We start from the raw sequence: 25500 nt of genomic DNA on the forward strand, positions 1-25500 counted from the left end.
ACGAGGGGGCCTGCGCCGCCTTTTCGACGGTTTTCCAGCAACTGCGCTGCGGCGCAATACAGGACACGAGATGAGTAGTGCTAAGAAAAGCAACGAACGCCTGATCAAAAAGTATCCGAACCGACGTCTGTACGACACGCAAACCAGTTCCTACATCACGTTGACGGACGTGAAGCAACTCGTGCTCGACAATGACGACTTCATGGTCGTCGACGCCAAGACCAACGAAGACCTGACCCGCAGCATCCTGCTGCAGATCATCCTGGAAGAAGAGGCGCACGGCGCGCCGATGTTCTCCAGCGGCGTGCTGGCGCAGATCATCCGCTACTACGGCCACGCCATGCAGGGCATGATGGGCTCGTACCTGGAAAAGAACGTCCAGGCATTCACCGACATCCAGAACAAGTTCACCAGCACCGCCGCCGGCGCGCTGGAGGGCAAGCCGTTCAGCCCGGAGATGTGGACCCAGTTCATGAACGTCCAGGGCCCGATGATGCAGGGCATGATGAACAACTACATCGACCAGAGCAAGAACCTGTTCGTGCAGATGCAGGAGCAGATGCAGAACCAAAGCAAGGCGATGTTCGGCGCGTTCCCGTTCCCGGGCGTGACCCCGCCGCCCACCGACAAGAAGTAGCAAAGAAGGGGACTGGACTGCCCGTTCAGCGGCTGCGGGTCCGTTCCCGGACTTTCGTCGATCCGCCCACAAGACCAGAGTCGAGGGACAGTCCCGTAGGGACACTCCCTATCGTTGTCATGCATGCCAAAAGGCAGGGGACAGTCCCGCAGGGACAGTCCCCAAGGTACAATAGAGGATTGCCCTGAATGTTCGTGGTCCTCTTACTATGCATGAAATCCGCCGTATTCCGTCCCAAACGCCATCCACGCCGGCCGCTGAACAGGCTGCGCCCGCGCCGCTGACGCTGCCGGTCGCGCCCCCGGGCGCCGCGCCGAAGGTCGGCTTCGTGTCGCTCGGCTGCCCGAAGGCGCTGGTCGACTCCGAACAGATCCTGACCCAGTTGCGCGCGGAAGGCTACGAGACCGCCAAGACCTACGACGGTGCCGACCTCGTGATCGTGAATACCTGCGGCTTCATCGACGCGGCCGTGCAGGAATCGCTCGACGCCATCGGCGAAGCGCTGGCCGAAAACGGCAAGGTGATCGTCACCGGTTGCCTGGGCGCGAAGAAGGATGCGTCCGGCGAAGACATCATCACCAAGGTGCACCCGAAGGTGCTGGCCGTGACCGGCCCGCACGCAGTGGGCGAAGTGATGAACTCCGTGCACCTTCACCTGCCCAAGCCGCACGAGCCGTTCTTCGACCTCGTGCCGCAGCAGGGCGTCAAGCTCACGCCGAAACACTACGCCTACCTGAAGATATCGGAAGGCTGCAACCACCGCTGCTCGTTCTGCATCATCCCGTCGATGCGCGGCGACCTCGTGTCGCGCCCGATCGCGGACCTGATGCTGGAAGCGGAGAACCTGTTCAAGGCCGGCGTCAAGGAACTGCTGGTGATCTCGCAGGACACCAGCGCCTACGGCGTGGACGTCAAGTTCCGCTCCGGCTTCTGGAACGGCCGCCCGGTCAAGACCCACATGACGCAGCTGACTGAAGCGCTGGGCCAACTGGCAAAGCAGTACGGCGCGTGGGTGCGCCTGCACTATGTGTACCCGTACCCGCACGTCGACCAGGTGATCCCGCTGATGGGCGACGGCCACGTACTGCCGTACCTGGACGTGCCGCTGCAGCACGCGCACCCTGAAGTCCTGCGCCGCATGAAGCGTCCGGCCAGCGGCGAGAAGAACCTCGAGCGCATCCAGGCCTGGCGCGCGATGAACCCGGACCTGACGATCCGCTCCACTTTCATCGCCGGCTTCCCGGGCGAGACGGAAGAGGAATTCGAATACCTGCTGGACTTCCTGAAGGAAGCGCAAATCGACCGCCTGGGCTGCTTCGCCTACTCGCCGGTCGAGGGCGCGACCGCCAACGACATTCCTGGCCAGCTGCCGGACGAAGTGCGCGAAGAGCGCCGTGCCCGCGTGATGCTGCTGCAGGAAGAGATCTCGGCCAAGCGCCTGCAGGCCAAGGTCGGCCGCACCATGCGCGTGCTGATCGACGAAGTGGGCGGCAAGGAGGCGATCGGCCGTACCGCTGCCGATGCGCCGGAAATCGACGGCGTGGTGCACGTGCGCCGCTCGCTCGTGCCGGGCAAGAAGCTGGCGGTGGGCGAGTTCGTCGACGTCGTCATCACCAAGGCTGACGCGCACGACCTGTGGGGTACCGTGGCATGACCAAAGGGCGCCAGACCAGCATCCTCCACAGCGATTACGTTGCGCCGGAAGGGTTTGGCGCTTTTCCTCCCGCGATCCACTACGGATCGACGGTGCTGTTCCCGAACGTCGCGGCGATGCGCTCGACCGAGTGGAAAGAGAAGAACGCCTATACCTACGGCCTGCACGGCACGCCAACCACTTTTACGCTGGAAGCGCGGCTGGCCGAGATCGAAGGCGGCAAGTACTGCCTGCTGGCCCCGAGCGGGCTGGCGGCCATTTCGATGGTCATCCTCGGCATGCTCAAGAGCGGCGACGACCTGTTCATTCCCGACAACGCCTACAATCCGTGCCGCGAACTGGGCAAATGGCTGCAGCGCGACTACGGCATCACGGCGCGCTTCTACGATCCGATGGCCGGCAGCGGCATCGCGGAACTGATCCAGCCGAACACCAGGCTGGTCTGGACCGAGTCGCCGGGTTCGGTGACGATGGAAGTGCCGGACCTGCGCGCCATCTGCGCAGCCGCGCACGGCAAGGGCGTGCCGGTCGCGATCGACAATACCTGGTCGGCTGGCCTGGGCCTGCAGGCCCTCGACGTCGGCGTGGATATCGTGGTGCAGGCGCTGACCAAGTACCAGTCGGGTGGTTCGGACGTGCTGATGGGCGCTGCGATCACGCGCGACGCCGCGCTGAACGAGCGCATCGCGCATGCGCACATGCGGCTGGGGCTGGGAGTGTCGCCGGGCGACGCCTACCTCGTCATGCGCGGCCTGCCGTCGATGAAGCTGCGTTTCGAAGCCCACGATGCGGGCGCACGCGCGGTGGCGCAATGGCTGAAGGGCCGCGCTGAAATCGCCAGGGTGCTGCATCCGGCGTTCGAGGAATGCCCCGGACACGAGTTCTTCCAGCGCGACTTTACCGGCGCGGGCGGGCTGTTCTCGGTGGTGTTCGATCCCGGCTACACGGAAGAGCAGACCGACCGCTTCGTCGATGCGCTCAAGCTGTTCAAGCTGGGCTACAGCTGGGGTGGGGCGCACAGCCTCGTGATGCCCTATCGCGTCGCAGCCATTCGCAGCAGCTGGAAGCAGGGCACGCTGGTGCGCTTCAATGTCGGACTCGAAGATCCGGCCGACCTGATCGCCGACATCGAGCAGGCCCTCGGCGTTCTCTGAGTCGGCGCACCGCATCCGTCGTCCCCGCCTGCGCGGGGATGACGGTTGACGTTTGCGGGGATGAGGCGGTCAGCGCAGCGCGCGGCGGATCGCGTCCGCGAAGTCGTCGGTATTGAACTTGGCCACGTAAGCGTCCGCGCCCACCGACTTCACGTGGTCCTCATTGGTGGTGCCCGACAGCGACGAGTGGATCACCACCGGCAGTGCGCCAAACTTCGGGCTCTGCTTGATGCTGCGCGTGAGCGTAAAGCCATCCATCTCCGGCATCTCCAGGTCGGTCAGCACCAGGGCCACCTTGTCCGTGATTGCCTTGCCTTCCTTCTCGCAGGCGTCGTTGAGCTGGTTCAGCTTGTCCCACGCTTCCTTGCCCGACTTGACCATGATGAAGTCGGCGCCCAGTGCGGTGAGGCCCTGTTCGATCATCGCACGCGCGACCATCGAATCGTCCGCAGCCAGCACCATGGTGCCAGCCCTGAGCTCCAGCTTCGGACCGATCGTCCCGGGATCGACGTCCGGCGTGTCGGACGGGTTCATGCGGCGCAGGATCGTTTCGACATCCAGCACCTGCGCCAGGCGCGTGTTCTCGCCATCTTCGATGCGGGCGATCGAGGTGACCATGCCGCCGACCGTGCTGCCTTCCGCGGTCATGACCTGGTTCCAGTTCAGGCGCACGATGTCTTCCACCGACTCGACAGCGAAGGCCTGGGTGGTGCGTGCGAACTCGGTGACCAGCATGATGTTCAGCCCCGTTTTCGGCGTGCAGCCGGCAATGGCGGGCAGGTCGAGCACCTGGATGATCTGGCCGCGCAGGTTGACGACGCCCAGCACGTGCGGCAGCGAGCCGGCGACGGCCGTGATCTCCGGCATCGCCACGATCTCGCGAATCTTGAATACGTTGATGCCGAAGAGTTCGGCCCGGTCGCCATGGGCATCGACGCCCAGGCGGAATAACAGCAGTTCGAACTTGTTGTTCGCCGTTAGGTTGCTGCGCTCATCCACTTCCTGCTGTACTGATTTCATCATTTTCCGGTTTTCTCGTTAAGACAGATCCACAACCATGAGATTGTATGTCTTTACGCCAGAAAACTAATGCATTAAAGCAAGGAATGTTGCATTTGCGCAGCATGGCAAGCCGGCAAGCTGGGCCTCAGGGCATGGGCTTGTTGCTGTTCAGGTCCATAAATCCCCTGAACAGCCGGTAGGCGTACCAGATCCACGCGCCGACCCATACCAGCCAAGCGACCGGGATCAGGAGGATGGTCACGAACATGATGCCGCCGGCCATCACGAGCGCGATATAGATCCAGAACGAGCGCAGCATCCAGCCGTGGTGCGAATACACGAACGTCCCCTGCGTTTCCGGGCGCTTGATGTAGTTGATGATGAGCGGAATGAGGTTCAGCAGGCCCAGCGAAAACAGGAAGGTCACTGCGTGGCCGATGTAGAGCAGGCGAGCGGCCTGCTTGCTGCCTTCGAGGGGAATATCGTTGACGACGGTGTTCATGGGGCGGCTCCTTTATCTTCCAGCCGATTGTAGCAGCCGCCGCCCATGTGTGTTGCCAGCTTGTCTAGCGGTGGCCGCGGCGTCCGTCGCCCCTGCGGTAGCCGCCATGGTGCCGGCCTCCGTGATGGAAGCGCGAGCCGCTGTAATGGCGCGACGAGAAGATGAAGCTGCTGCTCGGCCAGTAGCTGTACGGCGCCACGTACGGGTAGCCGCCGAAATGCTGGTTGATCCCGAGGAAACCGTGGCGGCCGATGCCGAAGCCAAGGCCGATCGAGACTTGCGGCTGGTTGTAGTAAGGCTGGGCAACGACAACCGGCGCGGGCACATAGCCGCCCGGACCATAGGTGTAGACCGGCACGGTGCCGGCCGAGCTGTAGGTGACGCTGTTGCCCGGTGGCGCTGCAGGGATCGACTCGACGTAGCGGGACGTGTAATTGTCGGGGCGCGGCGCGCCTGGCGGCAGGTCCACGTTGGTGACCGACACGGTGCGCCATTCGCGCGGATCGGCCGGCTGTTGATAGGCGGTCGGCTGCTGGGTTGCGCAGCCTGCCAGCGTTGCGAGTGATGCGATAATGATCAGGGATTTCATGGCGAGGCTCCGGTAGATATCCAACACTATAAGGAATCGGGTTGCACCGGGCGCGCGCTTTAACAAGCTGTTACACCTGTCGGGGAGACGTGAAACATGAACTACAAGGGAAGCTGTCATTGCGGCAACATCGCATTCGAGGTCGAAGGTGAGATCGGCGGCGCGCTGTCGTGCAACTGTTCCATGTGCCAGCGCAAGGGATCGCTGCTCTGGTTCGTTCCGCGCACCAGCCTGCGCCTGCTGACGCCCGCATCGAACGCCAGCACCTACCTGTTCAACAAGCACGTCATCAAGCACCAGTTCTGCGGCGTGTGCGGGATTCACCCGTATGGCGAAGGCAAGTCCCCGGACGGGTCCGAGACCGCGGCGATCAATATCCGCTGCCTCGAGGGCATCGAGCTCGAGAGCATCCCTGTCCAGCACTACGACGGACGCAACCACTAGGGCTTTTTGGCGGAATCGGCCATGAATTGGTCGATTCCGCCAGGGGACGGGGACTGCCGCGCTAACCGAGGATGGTGAGGATGGCGTCAAGGCCGCTGTAATTGAGCGCGACATCGGCCTGCTCGCGCACGACCGGCTTGGCGCGGAACGCGACCGACAGGCCGGCGGCCTTCATCATTTTCAGGTCGTTGGCGCCATCGCCCATGACGATTGCCTGGCGCGGGTCGATGCCCATGCCGGCGCAGGTTCGCAGCACGGTGTCGCGCTTGGCGTCGGCGTCGACGATGCCGCCCACGACGTGGCCGGTCAGCTTGCCGTCCACTACCTCGAGCACGTTGGCGTGCGCCACATCGAGGCCCAGGCGCTCTTTCAGGCGCTCCGTGAAGAAGGTGAATCCGCCGGACACCAGCAGCGTCTTCAGGCCCGCTGCCTTGACGCCGGCCAGCATCGCCTCGGCGCCCATCGATAGCGCGAGCCGCTCGTCGTACACGCGCTCGAGGGCCGATGCATCCAGTCCCGCCAGCAGCGCCACGCGCCGCGTCAGGCTGGCGGCGAAATCGAGTTCGCCGCGCATCGCCGCCTCGGTGATCGCCGCGACCTGGGGCTTGAGTCCCTGCATGTCCGCGATCTCGTCGATGCATTCGATCGTGATCAGCGTGGAATCCATGTCCATCGCCAGCAGGCGGAAGTCCGACAGCGTGCGGCCCGCTTCGATAAAGGTCGCGTCGAGTTGGGCGGCGCCGGCCGCCTCGCCGACGGCGCGGCGGGTGGCTGCGCTGTCGTCCGCGCCTTCCGCGCGCAGTGCATGGGCGCCCAGCATGGTGACTCGTGCGGGACTGGCCAGCGCGGCGACGCGCTCCAGCACTTGCGCGTCGGCGCGCGGGCCTTGCAGGACCAGGTTCATGTTCAGCTGACGAGTTGTTTGATGGTTTGCTTGAGCTGGTTCACGCGCGCCTGCAGGTCCGGCATCGCGGCCGTGATGCGCAGCTTGTCCTGGCCGGCGAGCTTGATGTGGCGGTTCTTCTGGATCAGGGTGATGATCTTGATCGAGTCGATCGGCGGGTTCGGCATGAACTGCAGGTTGGCCGCCTCGCCATGCGCGTCGATCTTGACGATGCCGGCGCTGGTGGCAAGGATGCGCAGCCGGTGCGTCTCGATCAGTGCTTTGACGGCGTCGGGCAGCTTGCCGAAGCGGTCGATCAGCTCTTCCTGCATGTCGTCCACCTTGTCCAGCGTCTTGCAGTTCGCCAGGCGCTTGTAGACCGACAGGCGCTCGTGCACGTCGCCGCAGAAGTCTGACGGCAGCAGCGCCGGCACGTGCAGGTTGATTTCGGTGGTGGTGGCGAGCGGCGCCGCCAGGTCGGGCTCCTTGCCTGCCTTGAGCGAACGCACCGCCTCCTGCAGCATGTCGGTGTACATCTGGAAGCCCACTTCCAGCATCTCGCCCGACTGGCTCTCGCCCAGCACCTCGCCCGCGCCGCGGATTTCCAGGTCGTGCATGGCGAGGTAGAAGCCGCTGCCCAGTTCTTCCATCTGCTGGATCGCGTCGAGGCGGCGCTGCGCCTGCTTCGATAGGCTCATGACGTCGTTGACCAGCAGGTAGGCGTAGGCCTGGTGGTGCGAGCGCCCGACGCGGCCGCGCAGCTGGTGCAGCTGCGCCAGGCCGAACTTGTCGGCGCGGTGCATGATGATGGTGTTCGCGGTCGGCACGTCGATGCCGGTCTCGATGATCGTGGTGCACAGCAGGATGTTGTAGCGCTGCGTGACAAAATCGCGCATCACCCGCTCCAGGTCGCGCTCGTGCATCTGGCCGTGCGCGACGCCGATGCGCGCCTCGGGCAGCAGTTCCTCCAGCATCGCATGGCGGTTGGCGATCGTGTCCACCTCATTGTGCAGGAAGTAGATCTGGCCGCCGCGCTTGAGTTCGCGCAGGCAGGCTTCGCGGATGATGGAGCCGTCTTCGCTACGCACGAAGGTCTTGATCGCGAGGCGCTTCTGCGGCGCGGTCGCGATGACGGAAAAGTCGCGCAGTCCCTCCAGCGCCATGCCGAGCGTGCGCGGGATCGGGGTCGCGGTCAGCGTCAGCACGTCTACCTCGGCGCGCAGGGCCTTGAGCGCCTCCTTCTGGCGCACGCCAAAGCGGTGTTCCTCGTCGATGATGACCAGGCCCAGGCGGGTGAACTTCACGTCCGGCGAAAGCAGCTTGTGGGTCCCAATCACGATGTCGACGGTGCCGTCGGCCATGCCCTTGATCGCGTTGTTGATCTCCTTGCCGGTGCGGAAGCGCGACAGCTCGGCGATGCGGACCGGCCAATCGGCGAAGCGGTCGGCGAAGGTTGCGGCATGCTGCTCGGCCAGCAGCGTGGTCGGCGCCAGGATGGCGACCTGCTTGCCGCCCATGACCGCGATGAAGGCGGCGCGCAGCGCCACCTCGGTCTTGCCGAAGCCGACGTCGCCGCAGACCAGCCGGTCCATCGGCTTACCGGAGGTCATGTCGCGGATGACGTTGTTGATCGCCTCGCGCTGGTCGGGCGTCTCCTCGAAGCCGAAGCTTTCGGCGAATGCCTCGTAGTCGTGCGCGGAATATTCGAACGCGTGGCCCTGGCGCGCGGCGCGGCGTGCGTACAGGTTGAGCAGTTCCGCCGCGGTGTCGCGCACCTGTTCGGCGGCCTTGCGCTTGGCTTTTTCCCACTGGCCGGAACCGAGCGAGTGCAGCGGGGCGTCCTCCGGCGAGGCGCCGGAATAGCGCGAGATGACGTGCAACTGCGATACCGGCACGTACAGCTTGGTGTCGCGCGCGTATTCGAGGTGCAGGAATTCGGTCTCGCCTTCGCCCAGGTCCATGCTGACCAGGCCCATGTAGCGGCCGATGCCGTGGTTGGCGTGCACCACCGGGTCCCCGATCTTGAGTTCCGACAGGTCGCGCACCATCGATTCGACCTGGGTGACCGCCTCCTGCTTCTTCTTGCCGGTGCGGCGCACGCCGCCCGCGTACAGTTCGTTCTCGGTGATGAAAGCCAGTTCGGCGCCGTCGTCGCCCAGCAGGATGAAGCCCGACTGCAGCGGCGACACGCCTAGCGCTACGCGCGCGGACGAGACGCGGAAGCCTTCGAAGCCTTCGACCGGCGTGGTCGGCAGGTCGTACTCGTTGAAGTACTGCTGCAGCGTCTCGCGCCTGCCGTTGGAGTCGGCGCAGATCATGACGCGCCGGCCCGGCTGCATCAGGAACGCGCGCAGGTTGACCAGCGGGTCGTCGGCGCGGCGGTTGGCCGCGATGTTCGGGATTGGCGCGGTGATCGCGGACGGTTCGCCTTCGTCGGCCTTGCCGATCGCCCAGCGCCCGAACGGCTTGGCCTGCACGAAGAACTGCTCGTCGCCCAGGAACAGCTCGGACGGCTCGAGCAGCGGACGTTCGCGGTCGGCCTTGAGGAATTTGTAGCGCGACTCGGTGTCGCTCCAGAAGCGCCGGATGGCCGCCTCGATGTCGCCCACGAACGCCAGGCTGGCCGCTTCGGGCAGATAGTCGAACAGAGTTGCGGTCTGCTCGAAGAACAGCGGCAGGTAGTATTCGATGCCGGCCGAGGCGATGCCCGCGCCGATATCCTTGTACACGACCGAGCGCGAAGGATCGCCTTCGAAACGCTCGCGCCAGCGGCTGCGGAACGCCGTGCGGGCCGCCTCGTCCATCGGGAATTCGCGGCCCGGCAGCAGGCGCACCTCGCGCACCGGATACAGCGAGCGCTGGGTGTCGGCATCGAATGTGCGAATGGTTTCGATCTCGTCGCCGAACAGGTCGAGGCGGTAGGGCAGCGCGGAGCCCATCGGGAACAGGTCGATCAGGCCGCCGCGCACCGAGTACTCGCCCGGGGACATCACCTGCGAGACGTGGGTGTAGCCGGCCAGCGTGAGCTGCGACTTGAGCGCGGCCTCGTCCAGCTTTTCGCCCTGCTTGAAAAAGAACGTGTAGGCCGCGAGGAAGGACGGCGGCGCCAGGCGCACCAGCGCGGTGGTAGCGGGGACGACCAGCACGTCGCACTGCCCGTTCTGGATTTCGTGCAGCGTCGCCAGGCGTTCCGACACCAGGTCCTGGTGCGGCGAGAACGCGTCATAGGGCAGCGTTTCCCAGTCCGGCAGCAGGCAGCACTTGAGCTTGTCCTCGGCGAACCACGGGATTTCATCCAGCAGGCGCTGGCCGTCGCTGGCCTGGGATACGAACACCACCAGCATCTGCTTCTTCGATTTCAGCTCCACTGCGGCCTGCGCGAGCGCATACGCGTCGGCCGACCCGTGCAGGGCAGGCAGCGCGAATCGGTGGCCGGGCTTGGGGAGGGATTTTTTTAAATCGAAGGGCATGCAGGGACTTGGCGAGTGTGAATCGGGGAGTTGTCAATTATATGACAAGGTCCTCTCAGGCGTTGTTCGCGCGCCGGTTGGCCACGCCGAACGGGACATGCACCATCGGGACGTTGGCGCCACTCGGGCGCAGGTGCGTCAGCTGGTCGTCGAAGAAGATATGCGGACGGAACACCGACAGCACGCGCGACTTGTCCATGCCGCCCAGGAAGAAGGTTTCGTTGGCCGAGACGCCCCAGCTTTTCAGGGTGTTGACCATGCGCTCGTGCGAGGGCGCATTGCGGGCGGTGATGATGGCGATGCGCAGGATCTTGCGGTAGCCAGGATCGCGGCGCGCGCGCCGCTCTTCGATGCGCTGCATCAGCGCCAGGCGCTGGAACATGTCCGCCAGTGGCCCGGGGCTGTGCGGCCGCGCCATATGGGTGGTCTCGTGGGCGTGGAATTCGTCGAGGTCGTTGTTCCTCTTGAAGATGGTTTCCGATTCGTCGTCCGCGATCACGCCGTCGAAGTCGAATGCCACGCGCAGTTCGATGTCCTCGTCCTCATCGGCGATCGGGGAGGGCAGCACCAGGCCGGCCGAGTAGCCTGCGTCGATCGCCTTGCGCACGTCCTCTTCGTTCGCGGACAGGAACAGCGATGCGTTGAAGGCGGGCAGGTACTCGAAGGCCGATTTGCCGGTCATGAAGGTGGCGCGCGTGATGTCCAGGCCATAGGCGGCGATCGAACGCATGACGCGCAGGCCCGTCTCCGGCGAGTTGCGCGACAGGAGCACGACCTCCACCGGCGACTGGCGCGGGAAGCACTTGTTGATGCTCAGGAAGCGGCGGATGAAGGGGAAGGCCACCCCCTTGCCCAGCAGCGTGTCGATGTGCTGTTCCTGGTAGCGGCGGTATTGTTCCGGCCCGCTCTCCAGGTAGACCCTGTGCGATTCAGACAGGTCGAACAGGGCGCTGGAGGCTACCCCGATCACGAGTTTATGTTCGATCTGGAAGGGCATCAGCCGGGTTCCTTGTCCTTGAGTTTGTCGAAGCACTGCAATTCGGTCGCGTCCATGCCCGCGCGCGCGGCGTCGATGCCGACCCGCCCGCTGTCCGCCAGCAGCCGCAGCTTGCTGATGCGGTCCGCCTTGCCCAGCGCTTGCGCCAGCGGCGGGCCGTCCGCTTCGCCCGCCTGCGCGATGGCCGTCACCACGTTGGGCGGAAAGTCCCACAGCATCGCGATGCGCGCCGAGATCATGCGCGCATAGCCGAACAGGCCGCGGCAGAACTGCGCGGAACCGGGCAGCACGGCCTTGTCGCCGAAACCCTGGTCGATCATGCGGAAGGCCACGATCAGGCCGACATTCTCCATCAGGCCGGCGAGGTAGGCTTCGAACGGTTCTGCGCCATGCTCGTAGGCCAGCATGCTGGCGGCGAGCGCACATTTTTCGGCCTGCGCCCAGATCGGCGGGGCCGACAGGCGCGCGAGGCGTCCGCTCTGCTGGCTGATGACCGGGCGGAAGGCGACGCGCGCCAGCAGCATGCGCAGGCCGTTCTGCCCCAGCATCAGCACGGCGGCTTCGAGGTTGCGCACCGGCGTGGCAGGCGAGTAGTAGGAGCTGTTCGCTTCGCGGATGACTTCACCTACCAGCACCACGTCCTGGGCGATCTGGCGCGCGAGGTCGGAGCCGGACAGGCTGGTGTCGCGCAGGCTGCGCAGCAGCGGCGGGATCACCGCGGGTACGCGCGGGACCAGGCTTGCGGCGCTATCGGGGGCCTTCACGAGCCGCAGCAGCGACTCCAGGATCAGCTGTTCGGTCGCGGCAGGTACGTCCTCGTGTGGGTCGCCGGCCACCAGGCAGTAAAACGCCGCATTGATGTCGCCGGCCGATGCGCGGACGCCCTGCGCCTGCACTGCTGCCGGCCGCACGGGCTCGCTGGCCCGCGTGTCGGCTGGCGCAATGGCGTCGCTGCGCCGTCCGAACAGGCGCGAGATCAGTCCTTTTAGCATTCCGGCAATTCTACCCGAGCGCGTGGCGCAGGACTTCGGCGCGGGCCAGCATGGCCATCGGCGGATACAGGTCGAGTGCGGCGGCGGCCGACATGTTGATGATGAGCGAAGGCCGCGCCAGCGTATCGGCGCGTACCTGCGCAGGCGCCACGCCGCCCAGCAGCACGGCTGCGGCCTTGCGCGCCGTGAGCCGGCCAAGGCTCTCCAGGCCGGCCGCGAGTCCGAACAGCGCCTGGCCGTCGCGCAGCACCTGCTCGTTGGGGGAGAAGGTGGCGAGGCGGTGGGCGGTCGCGGCCTGCATCACCGCGCGCCGGTGGTCCACCATGAACTGTTCGCTGCCCGTATAGAGCGCCTGGGCTCCCTGGCGCGCGATGGCGGCTACCAGTGCGGGCAGGCTGCTGGCGATCGGGGCGCCGTTGCGGTCCAGCGGCGGATGCCGCTCGATCAGCTCGAAGCCATGGCGGGCGCCGAGCGCGCGCAGGCGCGCCACCGTGCGCATCGCGCCTTCGCTGGCCGGGTTGGCGATCACGGCGATGCGGTTGAAGGGGCGATAGGAGCGCATGGCCGCCACCTGCTGGTCGAGCGGAACTTCCGCCGTGGTGCCGGTCACGTTGCGGCCACGCTCCGGTCCTGCCAGGGCCGGGGCATCGTATTCGGACAAGCCGGCGAACACCACGGGGATGTCGGTGACGTGCCGGGCCGGATCGGCGGGAGGGATGCCGGCCACCGCAAGCGTAACCGCGGCGCCGGACGTGTAGATCAGGTCCGTGCCGCGCGAGCGCGCCTCGCGCAGGATTGCGGGAATGCGCACCATGCCGGCGCCGGCCTCGCGCATGGTGAATTCCGCGTCGATCGGCAGTTCGGCGAAGTAGGCGCGGAAACCGCGCTCCAGCGCCGACTCCGGTCCGGGCAGGATCATGCAGATGCGCGCGCGGCGCGGGGCGGCCGCCAGAGGCATGGCGGCCAGGGCCAGGGCGCCGCCGAGGAAGGTGCGGCGCGCCGTCATCGTGGGCTCCGGTGCGAGAGCAAATAGGCACTGAGGCCCGTGAGCGCCGCGGCTGCGGCAACCAGGCACGCCAGCGCCACCATGGCCTTGCGCGGACCGGCGAGCGTGAACAGTGCGGCCGCGCACAGCGGGCCGGCGACGAAGGCCAGGCCCTCGGCAAACACCAGCGCGGGCGGCGTGTCGATGTCGCCGCGCCGCAGCATGGCGCTGCGCATGCTGCGCGAGACGATCGCCAGCTGCGCGCCGCCCGCCAGCACCGCGCCGAATCCGAGCAGCAGGAGGCCGGCCAGCTGGCGCGCAGGATATGCCGCCTGGCCGGCGAAGGGCAGCGACCCGGCGATGGCCAGCGCGCAGCCGACCAGGCCGAGCAGCCAGTAGGACGAGGTGCGCCAGGCGCGCAGGCGCGCGAACAGGGCCGCCAGCGCGAGCGCGGCGCCGAGTGCAAGGAAGTAGCGGCCCGCGCCCGCGGGGCCATGGCGCATCAGGATCAGCCACGACGGGACCGCGAATGCGAACAGGGCGCCGAACAGGAAACGCTGCGAGCCGCTTGCCACGGTCCACATCAAGAGCAGCATGTGGTCGTGTCCCGCATCCGCGCGGCGCGGCGGGGCCGGCAGCAGCACAACGGGCGCGCGCTGCATGCGGGCAGGGCGGCCCTCCAGCAGAGGCAAGGCGGCCAGGACGGCGAGCAGCATCAATGCTGCCGCGAGCGCGAACACCGTGCGCGCGCTGGTGGCCTCGGCCAGGATGCCGCCAAGGGCCGGGCCGCAGGTTTCCGCCGCCAGCAGCGCGGCGGCAACCATCGCCAGGCGGGCATTGGCATTGCGGCGCTCCTGGCTGTGCGCGTCGATGCGGGTGCAGGCGCGCAGCATCATGGCGAACCCCGCGCCTTGCGTGGCACGCGCGATCACCAGCACGGCGTAGTCGGGCACCCACGCACAGGCAGCAAACCCGATGCCCGCGACCAGTGCGCCGGCAGCGTAGGTGCGCAGTGCGCCGAACTGCGCGTGCCAGTCGCGCGCCATTGGCGATGCCAGCACCAGCCCGGCAAATGCCGCCGATGCGGGCAGCGCCTGAGCCAGCGCACCGGGCAGCGGTAACGGCGCCAGACTGGCGAGGGCGGCGGCGTAGGAAGGCAGGAAGGTCCGGGACAGCGCTTCGCCGAACAGGAACAGGAACGCAAGCAGGCGCATCACAATGCTGCGGTCGCGCACCAGGTCGCGCGCGAAGCCGCCCTCGGCGAAGCGGTAGCTCACGCGCAGCTGGCGGATCGCCGGGTGCAGCGACTTGCGGCGCAGCGCGGCAGGCATGCGGTTTAGTTCGAAGAACGCCTGGTTCAGGCGCGCCTGCATCGCGTTGGCCGCTTCGGTCATGACGCCGGGACCGGCGCGGTAGCGGAAGTCGCCGCTGCCCATGCGCCCGAGCAGCTCGGCGAGCTGGCGCAGCGGGGCCACGAACCTGAGCGTCAGCGCGAACCAGGCCAGTTCCAGCGCGAGCAGCACGCTGGCGAATGCGATCACCGCCCCGTCGATGCGCGCGGCCGCCATGCGCGAGCTGATGAAGCGGCGGTCCACGCCGACGTGGACCTGCGCGTACGAGACGTAGCGCCGCTCCACGCTGCGCACCGAGGTGACGTACTGTTCCGGCGCCAGCACCTCGCCTCCGCGGCCGGAACGCACCAGCGGCTTGCCGGCGTTGTCGGCCAGGATGATGTAGGCCAGGTCGGGATTGTCGGCCAGGGTCTGGTCGAAGTACTGCTGGATGCCTTCCACCTTCTCCCAAGGCACGCCGGAGGCCATGGCGCGCGTGAGGTTGCGCGCCAGCGCCAGGCCGGTGTTCTGCGCCTTGCTCTGCAGCGCCGGCACCAGGAACTCGTCGGCCAGTGCCTGCGCATACAGTGACAGCGCAGCGTGGCACACCAGGATGGCCAGTGCCAGCCAGGCGAGCACGCGCCGCACCGCCGGCACGTACAGTCCGGGACCGCGGCGCGCCAGCTGCATCACCGCGCGGCCTCCGGCTGCGACACCACATGGCGCGCGGCCGTCAGTTCGACCAGGGCGGTGGCCGAGGTTTGGTTGACCTTGTCAACCAGTTCCGCCAGTTCGGTTTCGGTGCCGGCCGGGATGCGGCTGGCGCCCACGGCCCTGTCCACCTGCGCGCCGAGCGCCGCGCGGCGCCGTTCGAGCGTGCGCAGCCCGGCCACGAAAGCCATTGTCGAGAGCACGGTCAGCGCGGCTGCGGCCAGCGCCAGGCGCAGCACCAGCGCGCGCATGATCTGGTCGTGGGCGCGGTTGGAGTAGCGTACCAGCAGCGTCCCGGCCCGAACGCCGTAGTTATAGGTGAGGGTGGTCGCGGCGGTGATGGCATCGGGGCCGCGCTGGAAGCCGGCGCCCTGCCGCAGTGACGCCGGGGGCAGCGGCTCGCCCGTGTGGAACAGCCGGCGCCCGTTCGCCCCCAGCACGGTCAGGGAAAGGATGTCGGGATCCTGGCGCGCTTCGGCGTCCAGCGCGGCCTGCGCATTGGCCAGTCGGTCGATCGCGAAGCCCCGGTCCAGGCTCTTTTCGAAATCGGTCTGCAGGTCGGCCAGCGTGAAGCGCAGCCGCGACGCTTCCACCTGCGCCAGCGTCTGTTCCAGCCGCACGCCATACATGGTTGCAGCCAGTCCGAAGGCCAGTGCACAGGTCGCGGCAAACAGCGCCGCCAGGCCGGCGTGGGATCGAGCGAGGGACATGGGGCGACAAAGTTATTCTCTTGGAAACAAGTGTACATTGTTCCCAAGCACGATGCCGCACCGGCGCGCTTATTGTGTGACGGGTGGCATGACGGGTTCCGGCGCCGGTTCGGCGGGCAGCTCTTCCTCCGCCGCCGCTTCGGGCAGCGGCGCGATGTCGAGCAGCCGGATAGCCGCGCCGTCCGCGTTCTCCGCATACATCCACTCGCCGTTTTCCTGCACCAGGCCCTCCGGCGGCGCCGGGATGCGCGGCGGGACGCCCGCCAGCGCGCGTTTCATGTAGTCGATCCAGATTGGCAAGGCCAGCGTGGACCCGTATTCCCGGCTGCCCAGCGAGCGCGGCTCGTCATAGCCCATCCACGCGACTGCCACCACGCCGCCGCCGTAGCCGGCAAACCAGCCGTCCACCGTGTCGGTGGTGGTGCCGGTCTTGCCGGCCAGGTCGTTGCGACCCAGGGCGGGCGACGCCGCGGCGGCGGTGCCGTACACGGTCACGTCGCGCAGGATGCTGTCCATGATGAAGGCATTGCGCGGGTCGATCGCGCGTGCGCTCTCCTGGCGTACCGCAGGCCGCTTCGCTTCCATGATGACGTTGCCGGCGCCATCGGTGATCTTCGAGACGAGATAAGGATTGACGCGGTAGCCGCCGTTGGCGATGACGGAGTAGGCAGCCGCCATCTGCAGGGGCGTCACGGCGCCGGTGCCCAGCGCCATGGTCAGGTTGCGCGGGTGGCGTGACGGTTCGAAGCCGAAGCGTTCCATGTGCTCGTGCACCTGCTGCACGCCGACCGCGCGCATCAGGCGCACCGTCGGCACGTTCTTGGAGCGCGCCAGTGCGCGGCGCAGCGTGACCTGGCCTTCGAATTCGCCGTCGTCGTTGCGCGGCGACCAGGTCTCGCCCGCGTCCTCGCCGGGCATGTCGAGCGGCTCGTCGAGGATCATCGTCCCGGGCCAGAAGCCCTGTTCCAGCGCCGCCGAATAGACGAAGGGCTTGAATGCGGAGCCGGGCTGGCGCCAGGCCTGCGTCACGTGGTTGTATTTCTGGAGGTTGAAGTCGAAGCCGCCGACCAGCGCACGATAGGCGCCGGTGTCGGGATCGAGCGACACGAACGCCGCCGCCACCTGCGGCACCTGCGCGATCGACCAGCGCTTCTTCGCGTCCTGCGACACGCGGATCACCGCGCCGGGCGTGATGCGCAGCGAGGCCGACGCTTCCGGCGAGAGTGCCTTCGCGGCGAATTTCAGCGCATCGCCTTCCAGTTCCAGCGTATCGCCCGCCAGCGTCTCGGCCACCACGCGCTTGCGCGAGGCCTCCAGCACCACGGCCGGCACGAAGCCGTCGCTGGCCGGGCGCTCCTGCAGCGCTTCGTCGATGGCGTCGTCACGCTCCGGGCCCGGTTCCGGCAGGTCGATGCGCGCTTCCGGCCCGCGGTAGCCGCGGCGCTGGTCGAATTCGGTCACGTTGCGTCGCACGGCGGCGTAAGCCGCGTTCTGGTCGGCGCTGCGGATGGTCGTGGTCACCACGAAGCCCTTGGTGTAGGCCTCTTCCTTGTACTGCGCGTAGACCTGCTGGCGCGCCAGTTCGGCGACGTACTCCGCATGGGTGGTGAACTGCTGGCCGCGGCGGCTGATCTTGAGCGGTTCGGCCAGCGCCTTGCGGTATTCGTCCTCGGTGATGTAGTCCAGCGCGCGCATGCGTGCCAGCACCTGGTGCTGGCGCTGGCGCGCGCGTTTCGGATTCGACACCGGGTTGTGGTACGAGGGATTCTGCGGCAGGCCGGCCAGCATCGCCATCTCCGCCAGCGACAGCTTGGCCAGCGGCTTGTTGAAGTAGATGCGCGCGGCACTGCCGAAACCGTAGGCGCGCTGGCCGAGGAACATATGGTTCATGTACAGCTCCAGGATCTGGTCCTTGGTGAGCTGTTCCTCGATCTTGTAGGCCAGCATGATCTCGACGGCCTTGCGTTCGAGCTTCTTCTCGCGCGAGATCACGAAGTTGCGCGGGATTTGCATGGTGATGGTCGAGAAGCCCGACAGTCCTTTCCCGGTCAGCAGCCCCTTGATGGCGCCGCCGGCACGGACCCAGTCCACCCCGTTATGTTCATAGAAGCGGGCGTCCTCGATCGCCAGCAGCGCTTTTTTCATCTGCTCCGGGATCTGCGCGATGGGAATGAAGTCGCGCCGCTCCTCGCCGAATTCGCCGATCAGCACATTGTCGGCGGTGTACACACGCAGCGGGATCTTGGGCTTGTAGTCGGTGATGACGTCGAGCGAGGGCAGCTTGGGCACCAGCGAAGAGATGGCGAGGGCGATGCCGGCTCCGACCAGCAGCACGATGACGAGAAGGGTGAGGAGAATGAATCCGCGGGGGCGGTTGGGACGGATGTGATGCACGGCTACCTCTTGCTATCGGGCGAGCGCCCGCGAACGCCGATTATAGCGGTAGCGCAGGCAACAATGATGAGGCCGGCCTGAAGGCCCACCGTTCGCGGCGAATGAGGGTAAACGAAAAACGGCGGCCGAAGCCGCCGTTTTTGTGAAGCGCGACAGGATTACTTCACGCCGTGCATCAGTTTCTGGATCAGCGGTGCGATCAGGAACAGCAGCACGCCGGCGCCGAGCAGTGCCCAGAAGCCGAAGGTGTAGCCGTCCAGCGCGGACGCGGTGGTCATGCCGGACTCGCCCGACACGTGCGAGGCGAAGATGCCCGACAGCGCGTTGCCGATACCGGTCGACAGGAACCAGCCGCCCATGCCGAAGCCGACCAGGCGCACCGGAGCGAGCTTGGTGACCATCGACAGGCCGATTGGCGACAGGCACAGTTCACCGATCGACTGGATCGTGTAGACCATGAACAGGGTCCAGAACGGGATCTTGCCGAAGCCGTCCACCATCGTGGACAGGGCGATCATCAGCAGGCCGAATGCCAGCGCGTTGAAGATCAGGCCCAGGCCGAACTTGCGCGGGATCGATGGATTCGCATCGCGGCGGCCCATGGCGACCCACACCCAGGCGATGATCGGTGCGAACACGATGATCGCGATCGAGTTCACCGACTGGAACCAGCCGACCGGGAACACCCAGTTGAACATCTCGCGGTCGACGATCTTGTCGGCCAGGAAGGTGAACGAGCTGCCTGCCTGTTCGAAGAACATCCAGAACAGGATGTTGAAGGCGAAGATGATCAGCATCGCAATGGTCTTGTCGCGAGCGACTTCGCCATTCTTGATACCTTCGACCAGCAGCATCAGCGACAGGCCGACGAACATGGCGCCGAGGATGTACATCAGCTTGTCCGCGCCCATGTTGAGCAGGAAGTACACCAGCGGGATCACGACGAGCGCGCCGACGACGGTGGCGATCACGCGGCCCGAGCCGGTTGCGCCTTCGATCGGTGCACCGATGCCCTGCAGGTTCTTGCGGCCGAAGTAGAACCACACCAGCGAAATCAGCATGCCGATACCGGACGCGAAGAACACGACCTTATAGGCTGGCATGTCAGGCGTGCCCCACAGCTGCTCGGCGAACCAGCCGGTCAGGATCGGAGCGATGAACGCGCCTGCGTTGATGCCCATGTAGAAGATGGTGAAGCCGGAATCGCGGCGGGTATCGGCAACCGAGTACAGCTTGCCGACCATGGTCGAGATGTTCGGTTTGAACAGGCCGTTACCGACGATGATCGTGGCCAGACCCAGGTTGAAGATCTGCGGGTCGGGCAGGGTGATCATGAACAGGCCGGCGGACATGAACAGCGCGCCGATCAGGATCGAACGCTGGTAGCCAATGATCTTGTCGGCCACGTAGCCGCCAAAGATGGCGCCTGCGTACACCAGTGCGAGGTAGGAGCCGTAGATCAGGTTCGCGGACTGTTGTCCGGACGGGTCGCCGCCGTGGAACTGGGCGACGATGTAGAGCACGAGTGCCCAGCGAATGCCGTAGAACGCGAAACGCTCCCAGAATTCGGTCATGAACAGCATCCAGAGCGGCGCCGGGTGACCCATTACCTGCTTGAATTCAGGAAGTGCTGCTTCCTTGGTTGTGGTGGCTGCACCGCTCATGCGGCTTCTCCTATTTATGTAGTTATACGAAACGGGTTTCACGCATTGATTCGTTGAGGGAAATCAAGTGCGCGGTGCATTTTAAGCCAATTTCCATCCTGTAAGTCAACTTTCGTGCCGACGGTAAACACAGTTGAAATTCTCTTCTTTGCCGGAATGGTATAGTGGGGTCGCTGGCCTGATTGTCATCGATTAAAGGAATGTGTTTTATGAATCACGACGTTGTCGATACCCTTATCTCCCCGGAAGGCCACCTCGAAATCCTGTCCAAGACAGAAGTCGCCAAGCTGCTCGACACGAGCCAGGGCGGCCTTTACCAGGTGTTCCGCAACTGCGCGCTTGCGGTCCTCAACACTGGCAGCACCATCGACGATGGCAAGGAGCTGCTGGAGCGCTACAAGTCATTCGAGATCAGCATCATCCAGCGCGAGCGCGGCATCAAGCTCGATATCCGAGGCGCGCCGTCGACCGCTTTCGTCGACGGCAAGATGATCAAGGGCATCCACGAGCACCTGTTTGCTTGTCTGCGCGACATCATTTTCGTCAGCAACGAAGTAATCGGAAACCCCAAGTTCGACATGCATTCATCCGAAGGCATTACGGACTCCGTTTTCCACATCCTGCGCAACGCGAACGTGCTGCGCCCGCAACTGAGCCCCAATCTGGTGGTGTGCTGGGGCGGCCACTCGATCAACCGCGCCGAATACAACTACACCAAGGAAGTCGGCTACGAAGCTGGCCTGCGCGAGCTGGATATCTGCACCGGCTGCGGCCCGGGCGCGATGAAGGGCCCGATGAAGGGCGCCACCATCGGCCACGCCAAGCAGCGCCTCGGGCGCGGCCGCTACCTCGGCATCTCCGAGCCGGGCATCATCGCGGCCGAGTCGCCGAACCCGATCGTGAATGACCTGGTGATCATGCCGGACATCGAAAAGCGCCTGGAGGCGTTCGTGCGCACCGGCCACGGCATCATCGTGTTCCCGGGCGGCGCCGGCACCGCCGAAGAGATCCTGTACCTGCTCGGCATCCTGCTGCATCCGGCCAATGCCGAGATGCCGTTCCCGGTCATATTCACCGGCCCATCGACCGCGGCGGACTATTTCCGCCAGATCGATGCCTTTATCGCGGGCACGCTGGGGCCGCGCGCGCAGGAGCGCTACAAGATCATCATCGACGATCCGGCGGCGGTGGCGCAGGAGATGCAGAAGGGTATCCGTGCCGTGCGCGAGTTCCGCAAGTCGCGCGGCGACGCCTACTACTTCAACTGGCTGCTCAAGATCGACCATGAGTTCCAGAAACCATTCCGTCCGACCCACGAGAACATGCGCAACCTGTCGCTGCACATGCAGCAGGACACGCACCTGCTGGCTGCAAACCTGCGCCGCGCTTTCTCGGGCGTGGTCGCCGGCAACGTGAAAGATGAGGGCATCCGTGCGGTCGAGCAGCATGGCCCGTTCGAGATCCACGGGGACAAGCAGATCATGGGGATGATGGACGTGTTGCTGTCTTCCTTCGTCGAGCAGAGCCGCATGAAGCTGCCGGGCAAGGCCTATGTGCCTTGCTACCGTGTGATTACCTGACCACGCGTCGGCATCGCATGAGGGGCGCTCCGGAAAGGCGTCCCTTTTTATTTGGGCTTGCACTCGGCGCGTTACGCGCTAGGATGAAAAGGCTGCCGCGTCGTACAGGCGGTGATGTCGCGCGTCTTGCTCATCTATATAACCGACGAGGAGTAGCAGCCATGTTCGATGACATCGTGAATGGTCTCGCCCAGCGATTCAACCTGGGCGACAAGGCGCGTCCTTTCCTGCAGATGCTGCTGGCCCGCATCAGCGATCCCGCGCGGGGCGGACTGCCGGGTTTCGTGCAGCGCTTGCGTACCGCGGGCATGGCCGACGGCGTGAACGACTGGCTTGCTTCTCCCGACAAGGCCGACCCCGTCGAAGCGCAGGACCTGGAGGTGGCCATGGACGACGACAGGCTGGTGCCGGACCTGGAAAGCCGCTTCGGCCTGGACCGCCATACCGTACTTGCGGCGCTGGCCTATGCGGTGCCCGCACTGGTGGGACGGCTGGCAAGCGGCGGCACCGTACCGGCCACGCTGCCGGGAGATGCCGACGCGTTCATCGGCAACCGGACGGCATGGGCGGCGACGGCTGCGGCGCCCACGCCAACCCCGCGTCACATCGAACCGGAAGTCCAGTCGCGCGGCTGGCTGCCCTGGGTGATCGGCGCGATCCTTGTCGTGCTGGCGCTGGGCTACTGGGCAATGCGGGACCGGTCGGACCGCACCGACATGCGGCCGGTGCCCGAAGTGGCGGCGCCTGCCGCACCGGCAGCGCCGCCAACGCCGACGGTGGAGGCCGAGCCGGCGGGAGCCGCGGTTGTGGCAACGCCCGCCGGCGTGGTCCCCGTCCTCAAGGTCTACTTCGACACCGGCAAGGCGGACGTGGCAGGCGATTTCGCAGCCCAGGCGGCAGTACTGATCGAGTACATGAATACCAACACCGGCACGACCGCGGTCATCTCCGGCTTCAACGATCCCACTGGCGATCCCGAAGCCAACGCGCGGCTGGCGAAACAGCGCGCCGAAGCCGTACAGCAGGCGCTGGTGTCAGCCGGTGTGCCGTTGGAACGCACCTTGCTCGAAAAACCTGCCGAGACCACCGGCACGGGCGCCACGAACACAGCCTCCCGCCGCGTCGATGTCGTGATTCGGGAGTAGTTTGGCCGATGAGCATCTCAACCTACGCTGAAGAACATGCTTGAGCTTGCTTGACCCTGTCAGCAGTGCGGCGCAGGATGCTTATCATGGAAACCGACAAAGACATCCTTGTCCATTACGCCACCAAAGAAGACCTGCAGGGTGTGCGTGTCGAGATGCAAGCTTTGCGTGTCGAGGTGCAGGAAGTGCGGGGGCAGGTAGCGGCTCTGCGCATGGAAATGCTGGCCATCGAGGCAAGGCTGCGCGCAGATTTGCACAAGCTCAGCGCCGATCTCTTCTCCGCCTTGCATGCCCAGACCTGGAGGATGGTCGGGCTCGTACTCACTGTGAATATTGCGACAGTCACAGCGGTGTACTACATCGCACACTGAACGAATCAGCCGAAAAAAAAGCCCGCAATGCAGCGGGCTTTTGGTTTTAGTCTTCGCGGCGCAGGTGCGGGAAGAGAATCACGTCGCGGATGTTGGGCGAGTCGGTGATCAGCATCATCAGGCGGTCGATGCCGATGCCGCAACCGCCGGCCGGCGGCATGCCGTATTCCAGTGCGCGGATGTAGTCGGCGTCATAGAACATCGCTTCCTCATCGCCTGCGTCCTTGGCTTCCACCTGCGCCAGGAAGCGCGCGGACTGGTCTTCCGGATCGTTCAGCTCCGAGAAGCCGTTGGCGATCTCGCGGCCCACGATGAACAGCTCGAAGCGCTCGGTGATGCCAGGACGCGCGTCCGAGCCGCGCGCCAGCGGCGACACTTCCACCGGGTAGTCGATGATGAAGGTCGGCTCCCACAGCTGCGCTTCCGCAGTCTCTTCGAACAGCGCCAGCTGCAGCGCGCCCAGGCCCGCGGTCGCGAACGGCTTGACGCCGAATTTCAGCAGTTCGGACTTGATGAATTCCGCGTCGGTCAGCTGCGCGTCCGTGTAGTGCGGCGCGTACTTGTTGATGGCGCCGACGATGGTCAGGCGGTGGAAGGGCTTGGACAGGTCCAGCTCGCGGCCGCCGTAGGTCAGCACGGCGCTGCCGTGCGCGTCGATCGCGGCCTGGCGGATCACGGCTTCGGTGAAGTCCATCATCCACAGGTAGTCGGTGTACGCCGCGTAGAACTCCATCATCGTGAATTCAGGATTGTGACGGGTCGACACGCCTTCGTTGCGGAAGTTGCGGTTCACCTCGAACACGCGCTCGAAGCCGCCCACGACCAGGCGCTTGAGGTACAGCTCGGGCGCGATCCGCAGGAACATTTCCATGTCCAGCGCATTGTGGTGGGTGATGAACGGCTTGGCCGCGGCGCCGCCCGGGATCGGGTGCAGCATCGGGGTCTCGACTTCCATGAAGCCGTGCTTTTCCATGAAGTGGCGGATCGACGACATCGCCGCGGTGCGCGCCTTGAAGGTGCGGCGCGTCTCTTCGTTCATGATCAGGTCCACGTAGCGCTGGCGGTACTTGGTTTCCTGGTCCGCGAGGCCGTGGAACTTGTCCGGCAGCGGGCGGATCGCCTTGGTGATCAGGTGCAGCTTGCTGACCTTGATGGTCAGTTCCTCGACCTTGGTCTTGAACAGCGTGCCTTCGACGCCCAGGATGTCGCCCAGGTCGGCGCCGTGCAGCAGTTCCATCGCTTCCGCGCCGGCGTTATCGAGCGTGATGTAGACCTGGATGCGGCCGCTCGCATACACGCCGGAGGCGTCCTGCAGCGTGGCGAAGGCGGCCTTCTTGCCGGCTTCGCGGCGCAGCATCATGCGGCCCGCCAGCACCACCGGCACCGGCTCGGCTTCCAGCTCTTCGCGCGTGCGGCCGCCGTAGGTCTCCTGCAGGTCCGCTGCCTTGTGCTGCGGGCGGAAGCTGTTCGGGAAAGCGACGCCCTTGTCGCGGATCGCGGCCAGCTTGGCGCGGCGCTCGGCCATGATCTTGTTCTCGTCCGCCGGGATGACGGCGTGTTCGGCGGTGTTTTCCGTATTCTCGTTAGTCATGATGAAGGTCTTGTTTTGATATCTGGTTCAGTCGCCGAACAGTTCGAGCGTGGTCAGCTCGGAGAAGTCGGTGGCGATGTGGATCACGTTGTCGAAGGAGGCGAAGGCTTCGGCGGGCAGGGTGGTGGTCAGCACCACGCAGCGCATGCCGGCGCGCCGCGCAGCTTCCACGCCCAGCGGCGCGTCTTCGAACACGATGCAGTCCTTGGGAGCGGCGCCGCAGCGCTGGGCAGCGAGCAGGAAGCCGTCCGGCTCCGGCTTGCCGCGCGCGACATCGGCCGCGCCGACGATCACGTCGAAGTGGCGGCGCAGGTCCAGGCCGTCGAGCGTGAACTCGATGTTCGCGTTCGGCGCGGAGGTCGCCACTGCCAGCGACACATTGTGCTTGCGCGCCTCCGCCACCAGGTCGTCGAAACCGTCGAGGGTCTTGAGGTGCGGCTTGTACAGCTCGCGGTAGACCGATTCCTTTTCTTCGTTCAGGCGCTTGTTTTCCTCATCGGTGAGATGCTCGCCGATGTAGGTGCGCATGATCTCCTTGCCCTGGCGGCCGGCAGTCGCGCGGAAGAACTCGTCCGCGTCGATCTTCTGGCCGCGGCGTTCGAAGAAGGTGATCCACGACCTGGTGTGGAACGCCATGTTGTCCACGATCGTTCCATCCATGTCGAAGATGAAGGCGCGCTTCACGTCACTCATC

Annotated in this window: 21 protein-coding genes; 7 read left to right on the forward strand and 14 right to left on the reverse strand. The window is 65.7% G+C overall.

The annotated features are described in order from the left end of the window. Positions 1-70: 70 nt before the first annotated feature. The 3 genes from phaR to ACFSQR_RS12150 all read left to right on the forward strand — a co-directional run bounded on the left by phaR (position 71) and on the right by ACFSQR_RS12150 (position 3445). A complete protein-coding gene (phaR, locus tag ACFSQR_RS12140) occupies positions 71-637 on the forward strand; it encodes a polyhydroxyalkanoate synthesis repressor PhaR (RefSeq protein ID WP_377730071.1) in 567 nt (188 codons plus the stop codon). A gap of 208 nt (positions 638-845) precedes the next feature. Next, the gene (gene rimO / locus ACFSQR_RS12145) at positions 846-2291 is read left to right on the forward strand and encodes a 30S ribosomal protein S12 methylthiotransferase RimO (RefSeq protein ID WP_377730072.1); all 1446 of its coding nucleotides are present in this window, start codon (positions 846-848) and stop codon (positions 2289-2291) included. Continuing rightward, positions 2288-3445 carry a cystathionine beta-lyase gene (locus ACFSQR_RS12150; protein ID WP_377730073.1) on the forward strand — a complete coding sequence of 386 codons (1158 nt, stop codon included), beginning with the start codon at positions 2288-2290 and terminating at the stop codon, positions 3443-3445. Before rimO ends, ACFSQR_RS12150 begins: the two co-directional genes overlap by 4 nt. 69 nt (positions 3446-3514) lie before the next feature. On the opposite strand, the gene ACFSQR_RS12155 is transcribed toward ACFSQR_RS12150, so the two are convergent. The 3 genes from ACFSQR_RS12155 to ACFSQR_RS12165 form a co-directional block, all read right to left on the reverse strand. Next, positions 3515-4465, reverse strand: a complete 951-nt coding sequence (locus ACFSQR_RS12155) for a chemotaxis protein (RefSeq protein WP_377730222.1) — start codon at positions 4463-4465, stop codon at positions 3515-3517. A 127-nt stretch (positions 4466-4592) separates the two neighbouring features. After that, positions 4593-4949, reverse strand: coding sequence for a DUF4870 family protein (locus tag ACFSQR_RS12160; protein WP_377730074.1), 357 nt, complete (start codon positions 4947-4949; stop codon positions 4593-4595). A 64-nt stretch (positions 4950-5013) separates the two neighbouring features. Further along, a complete protein-coding gene (locus ACFSQR_RS12165) occupies positions 5014-5538 on the reverse strand; it encodes a hypothetical protein (protein WP_377730075.1) in 525 nt (174 codons plus the stop codon). A gap of 96 nt (positions 5539-5634) precedes the next feature. On the opposite strand from ACFSQR_RS12165, the gene ACFSQR_RS12170 reads away from it, so the two are divergent. Continuing rightward, positions 5635-5982, forward strand: a complete 348-nt coding sequence (locus ACFSQR_RS12170; RefSeq protein WP_377730076.1) for a GFA family protein — start codon at positions 5635-5637, stop codon at positions 5980-5982. A gap of 61 nt (positions 5983-6043) precedes the next feature. Here the strand turns inward: ACFSQR_RS12170 and serB are convergent, their stop codons facing one another. From serB to ACFSQR_RS12215, 9 genes are all read right to left on the reverse strand, one after another. Next, positions 6044-6886, reverse strand: a complete 843-nt coding sequence (gene serB, locus ACFSQR_RS12175) for a phosphoserine phosphatase SerB (protein ID WP_377730077.1) — start codon at positions 6884-6886, stop codon at positions 6044-6046. Positions 6887-6888: 2 nt separating this feature from the next. After that, positions 6889-10335: a transcription-repair coupling factor gene (mfd, locus tag ACFSQR_RS12180; protein ID WP_377730078.1), complete on the reverse strand. Its 3447-nt coding sequence runs from the start codon at positions 10333-10335 to the stop codon at positions 6889-6891. Between the two features lie 55 nt (positions 10336-10390). Then, complete coding sequence (locus tag ACFSQR_RS12185; RefSeq protein WP_377730079.1) at positions 10391-11332, reverse strand: 5'-nucleotidase; 942 nt, start codon at positions 11330-11332, stop codon at positions 10391-10393. Further along, on the reverse strand, positions 11332-12324 hold the full coding sequence (locus ACFSQR_RS12190) for an HDOD domain-containing protein (protein WP_377730081.1): 993 nt from the start codon (positions 12322-12324) through the stop codon (positions 11332-11334). Before ACFSQR_RS12190 ends, ACFSQR_RS12185 begins: the two co-directional genes overlap by 1 nt. 10 nt (positions 12325-12334) lie before the next feature. Further along, complete coding sequence (locus ACFSQR_RS12195; RefSeq protein ID WP_377730082.1) at positions 12335-13330, reverse strand: ABC transporter substrate binding protein; 996 nt, start codon at positions 13328-13330, stop codon at positions 12335-12337. Further along, the gene (locus tag ACFSQR_RS12200) at positions 13327-15330 is read right to left on the reverse strand and encodes an MFS transporter (RefSeq protein ID WP_377730224.1); all 2004 of its coding nucleotides are present in this window, start codon (positions 15328-15330) and stop codon (positions 13327-13329) included. The genes ACFSQR_RS12195 and ACFSQR_RS12200 overlap by 4 nt, the downstream gene beginning before the upstream one ends. Next, entirely contained in the window at positions 15330-16061 is a 732-nt protein-coding gene (locus tag ACFSQR_RS12205) for a hypothetical protein (protein WP_377730083.1), read from the reverse strand. The genes ACFSQR_RS12200 and ACFSQR_RS12205 overlap by 1 nt, the downstream gene beginning before the upstream one ends. Before the next feature lie 69 nt (positions 16062-16130). Continuing rightward, positions 16131-18455 (reverse strand): penicillin-binding protein 1A, encoded by a 2325-nt coding sequence (locus ACFSQR_RS12210; protein WP_377730084.1) that lies wholly within the window; start codon positions 18453-18455, stop codon positions 16131-16133. A gap of 158 nt (positions 18456-18613) precedes the next feature. Next, on the reverse strand, positions 18614-20119 hold the full coding sequence (locus ACFSQR_RS12215; protein ID WP_377730085.1) for a peptide MFS transporter: 1506 nt from the start codon (positions 20117-20119) through the stop codon (positions 18614-18616). A gap of 209 nt (positions 20120-20328) precedes the next feature. On the opposite strand from ACFSQR_RS12215, the gene ppnN reads away from it, so the two are divergent. From ppnN to ACFSQR_RS12230, 3 genes are all read left to right on the forward strand, one after another. Continuing rightward, positions 20329-21699, forward strand: a complete 1371-nt coding sequence (gene ppnN, locus ACFSQR_RS12220; RefSeq protein WP_377730086.1) for a nucleotide 5'-monophosphate nucleosidase PpnN — start codon at positions 20329-20331, stop codon at positions 21697-21699. Between the two features lie 161 nt (positions 21700-21860). Next, complete coding sequence (locus tag ACFSQR_RS12225; RefSeq protein WP_377730087.1) at positions 21861-22844, forward strand: OmpA family protein; 984 nt, start codon at positions 21861-21863, stop codon at positions 22842-22844. An 86-nt stretch (positions 22845-22930) separates the two neighbouring features. Then, positions 22931-23215 (forward strand): hypothetical protein, encoded by a 285-nt coding sequence (locus ACFSQR_RS12230; RefSeq protein ID WP_377730088.1) that lies wholly within the window; start codon positions 22931-22933, stop codon positions 23213-23215. 46 nt (positions 23216-23261) lie between these two features. Here ACFSQR_RS12230 and lysS read toward each other — a convergent pair whose 3' ends face one another. Further along, a complete protein-coding gene (gene lysS / locus ACFSQR_RS12235) occupies positions 23262-24806 on the reverse strand; it encodes a lysine--tRNA ligase (protein WP_377730089.1) in 1545 nt (514 codons plus the stop codon). 27 nt (positions 24807-24833) lie between these two features. After that, on the reverse strand, positions 24834-25499 hold the full coding sequence (locus ACFSQR_RS12240; protein WP_377730090.1) for an HAD family hydrolase: 666 nt from the start codon (positions 25497-25499) through the stop codon (positions 24834-24836). Position 25500: the final 1 nt, after the last annotated feature.

This window comes from Pseudoduganella sp. GCM10020061 (assembly GCF_042683405.1).
GTDB lineage: Bacteria > Pseudomonadota > Gammaproteobacteria > Burkholderiales > Burkholderiaceae_D > Telluria.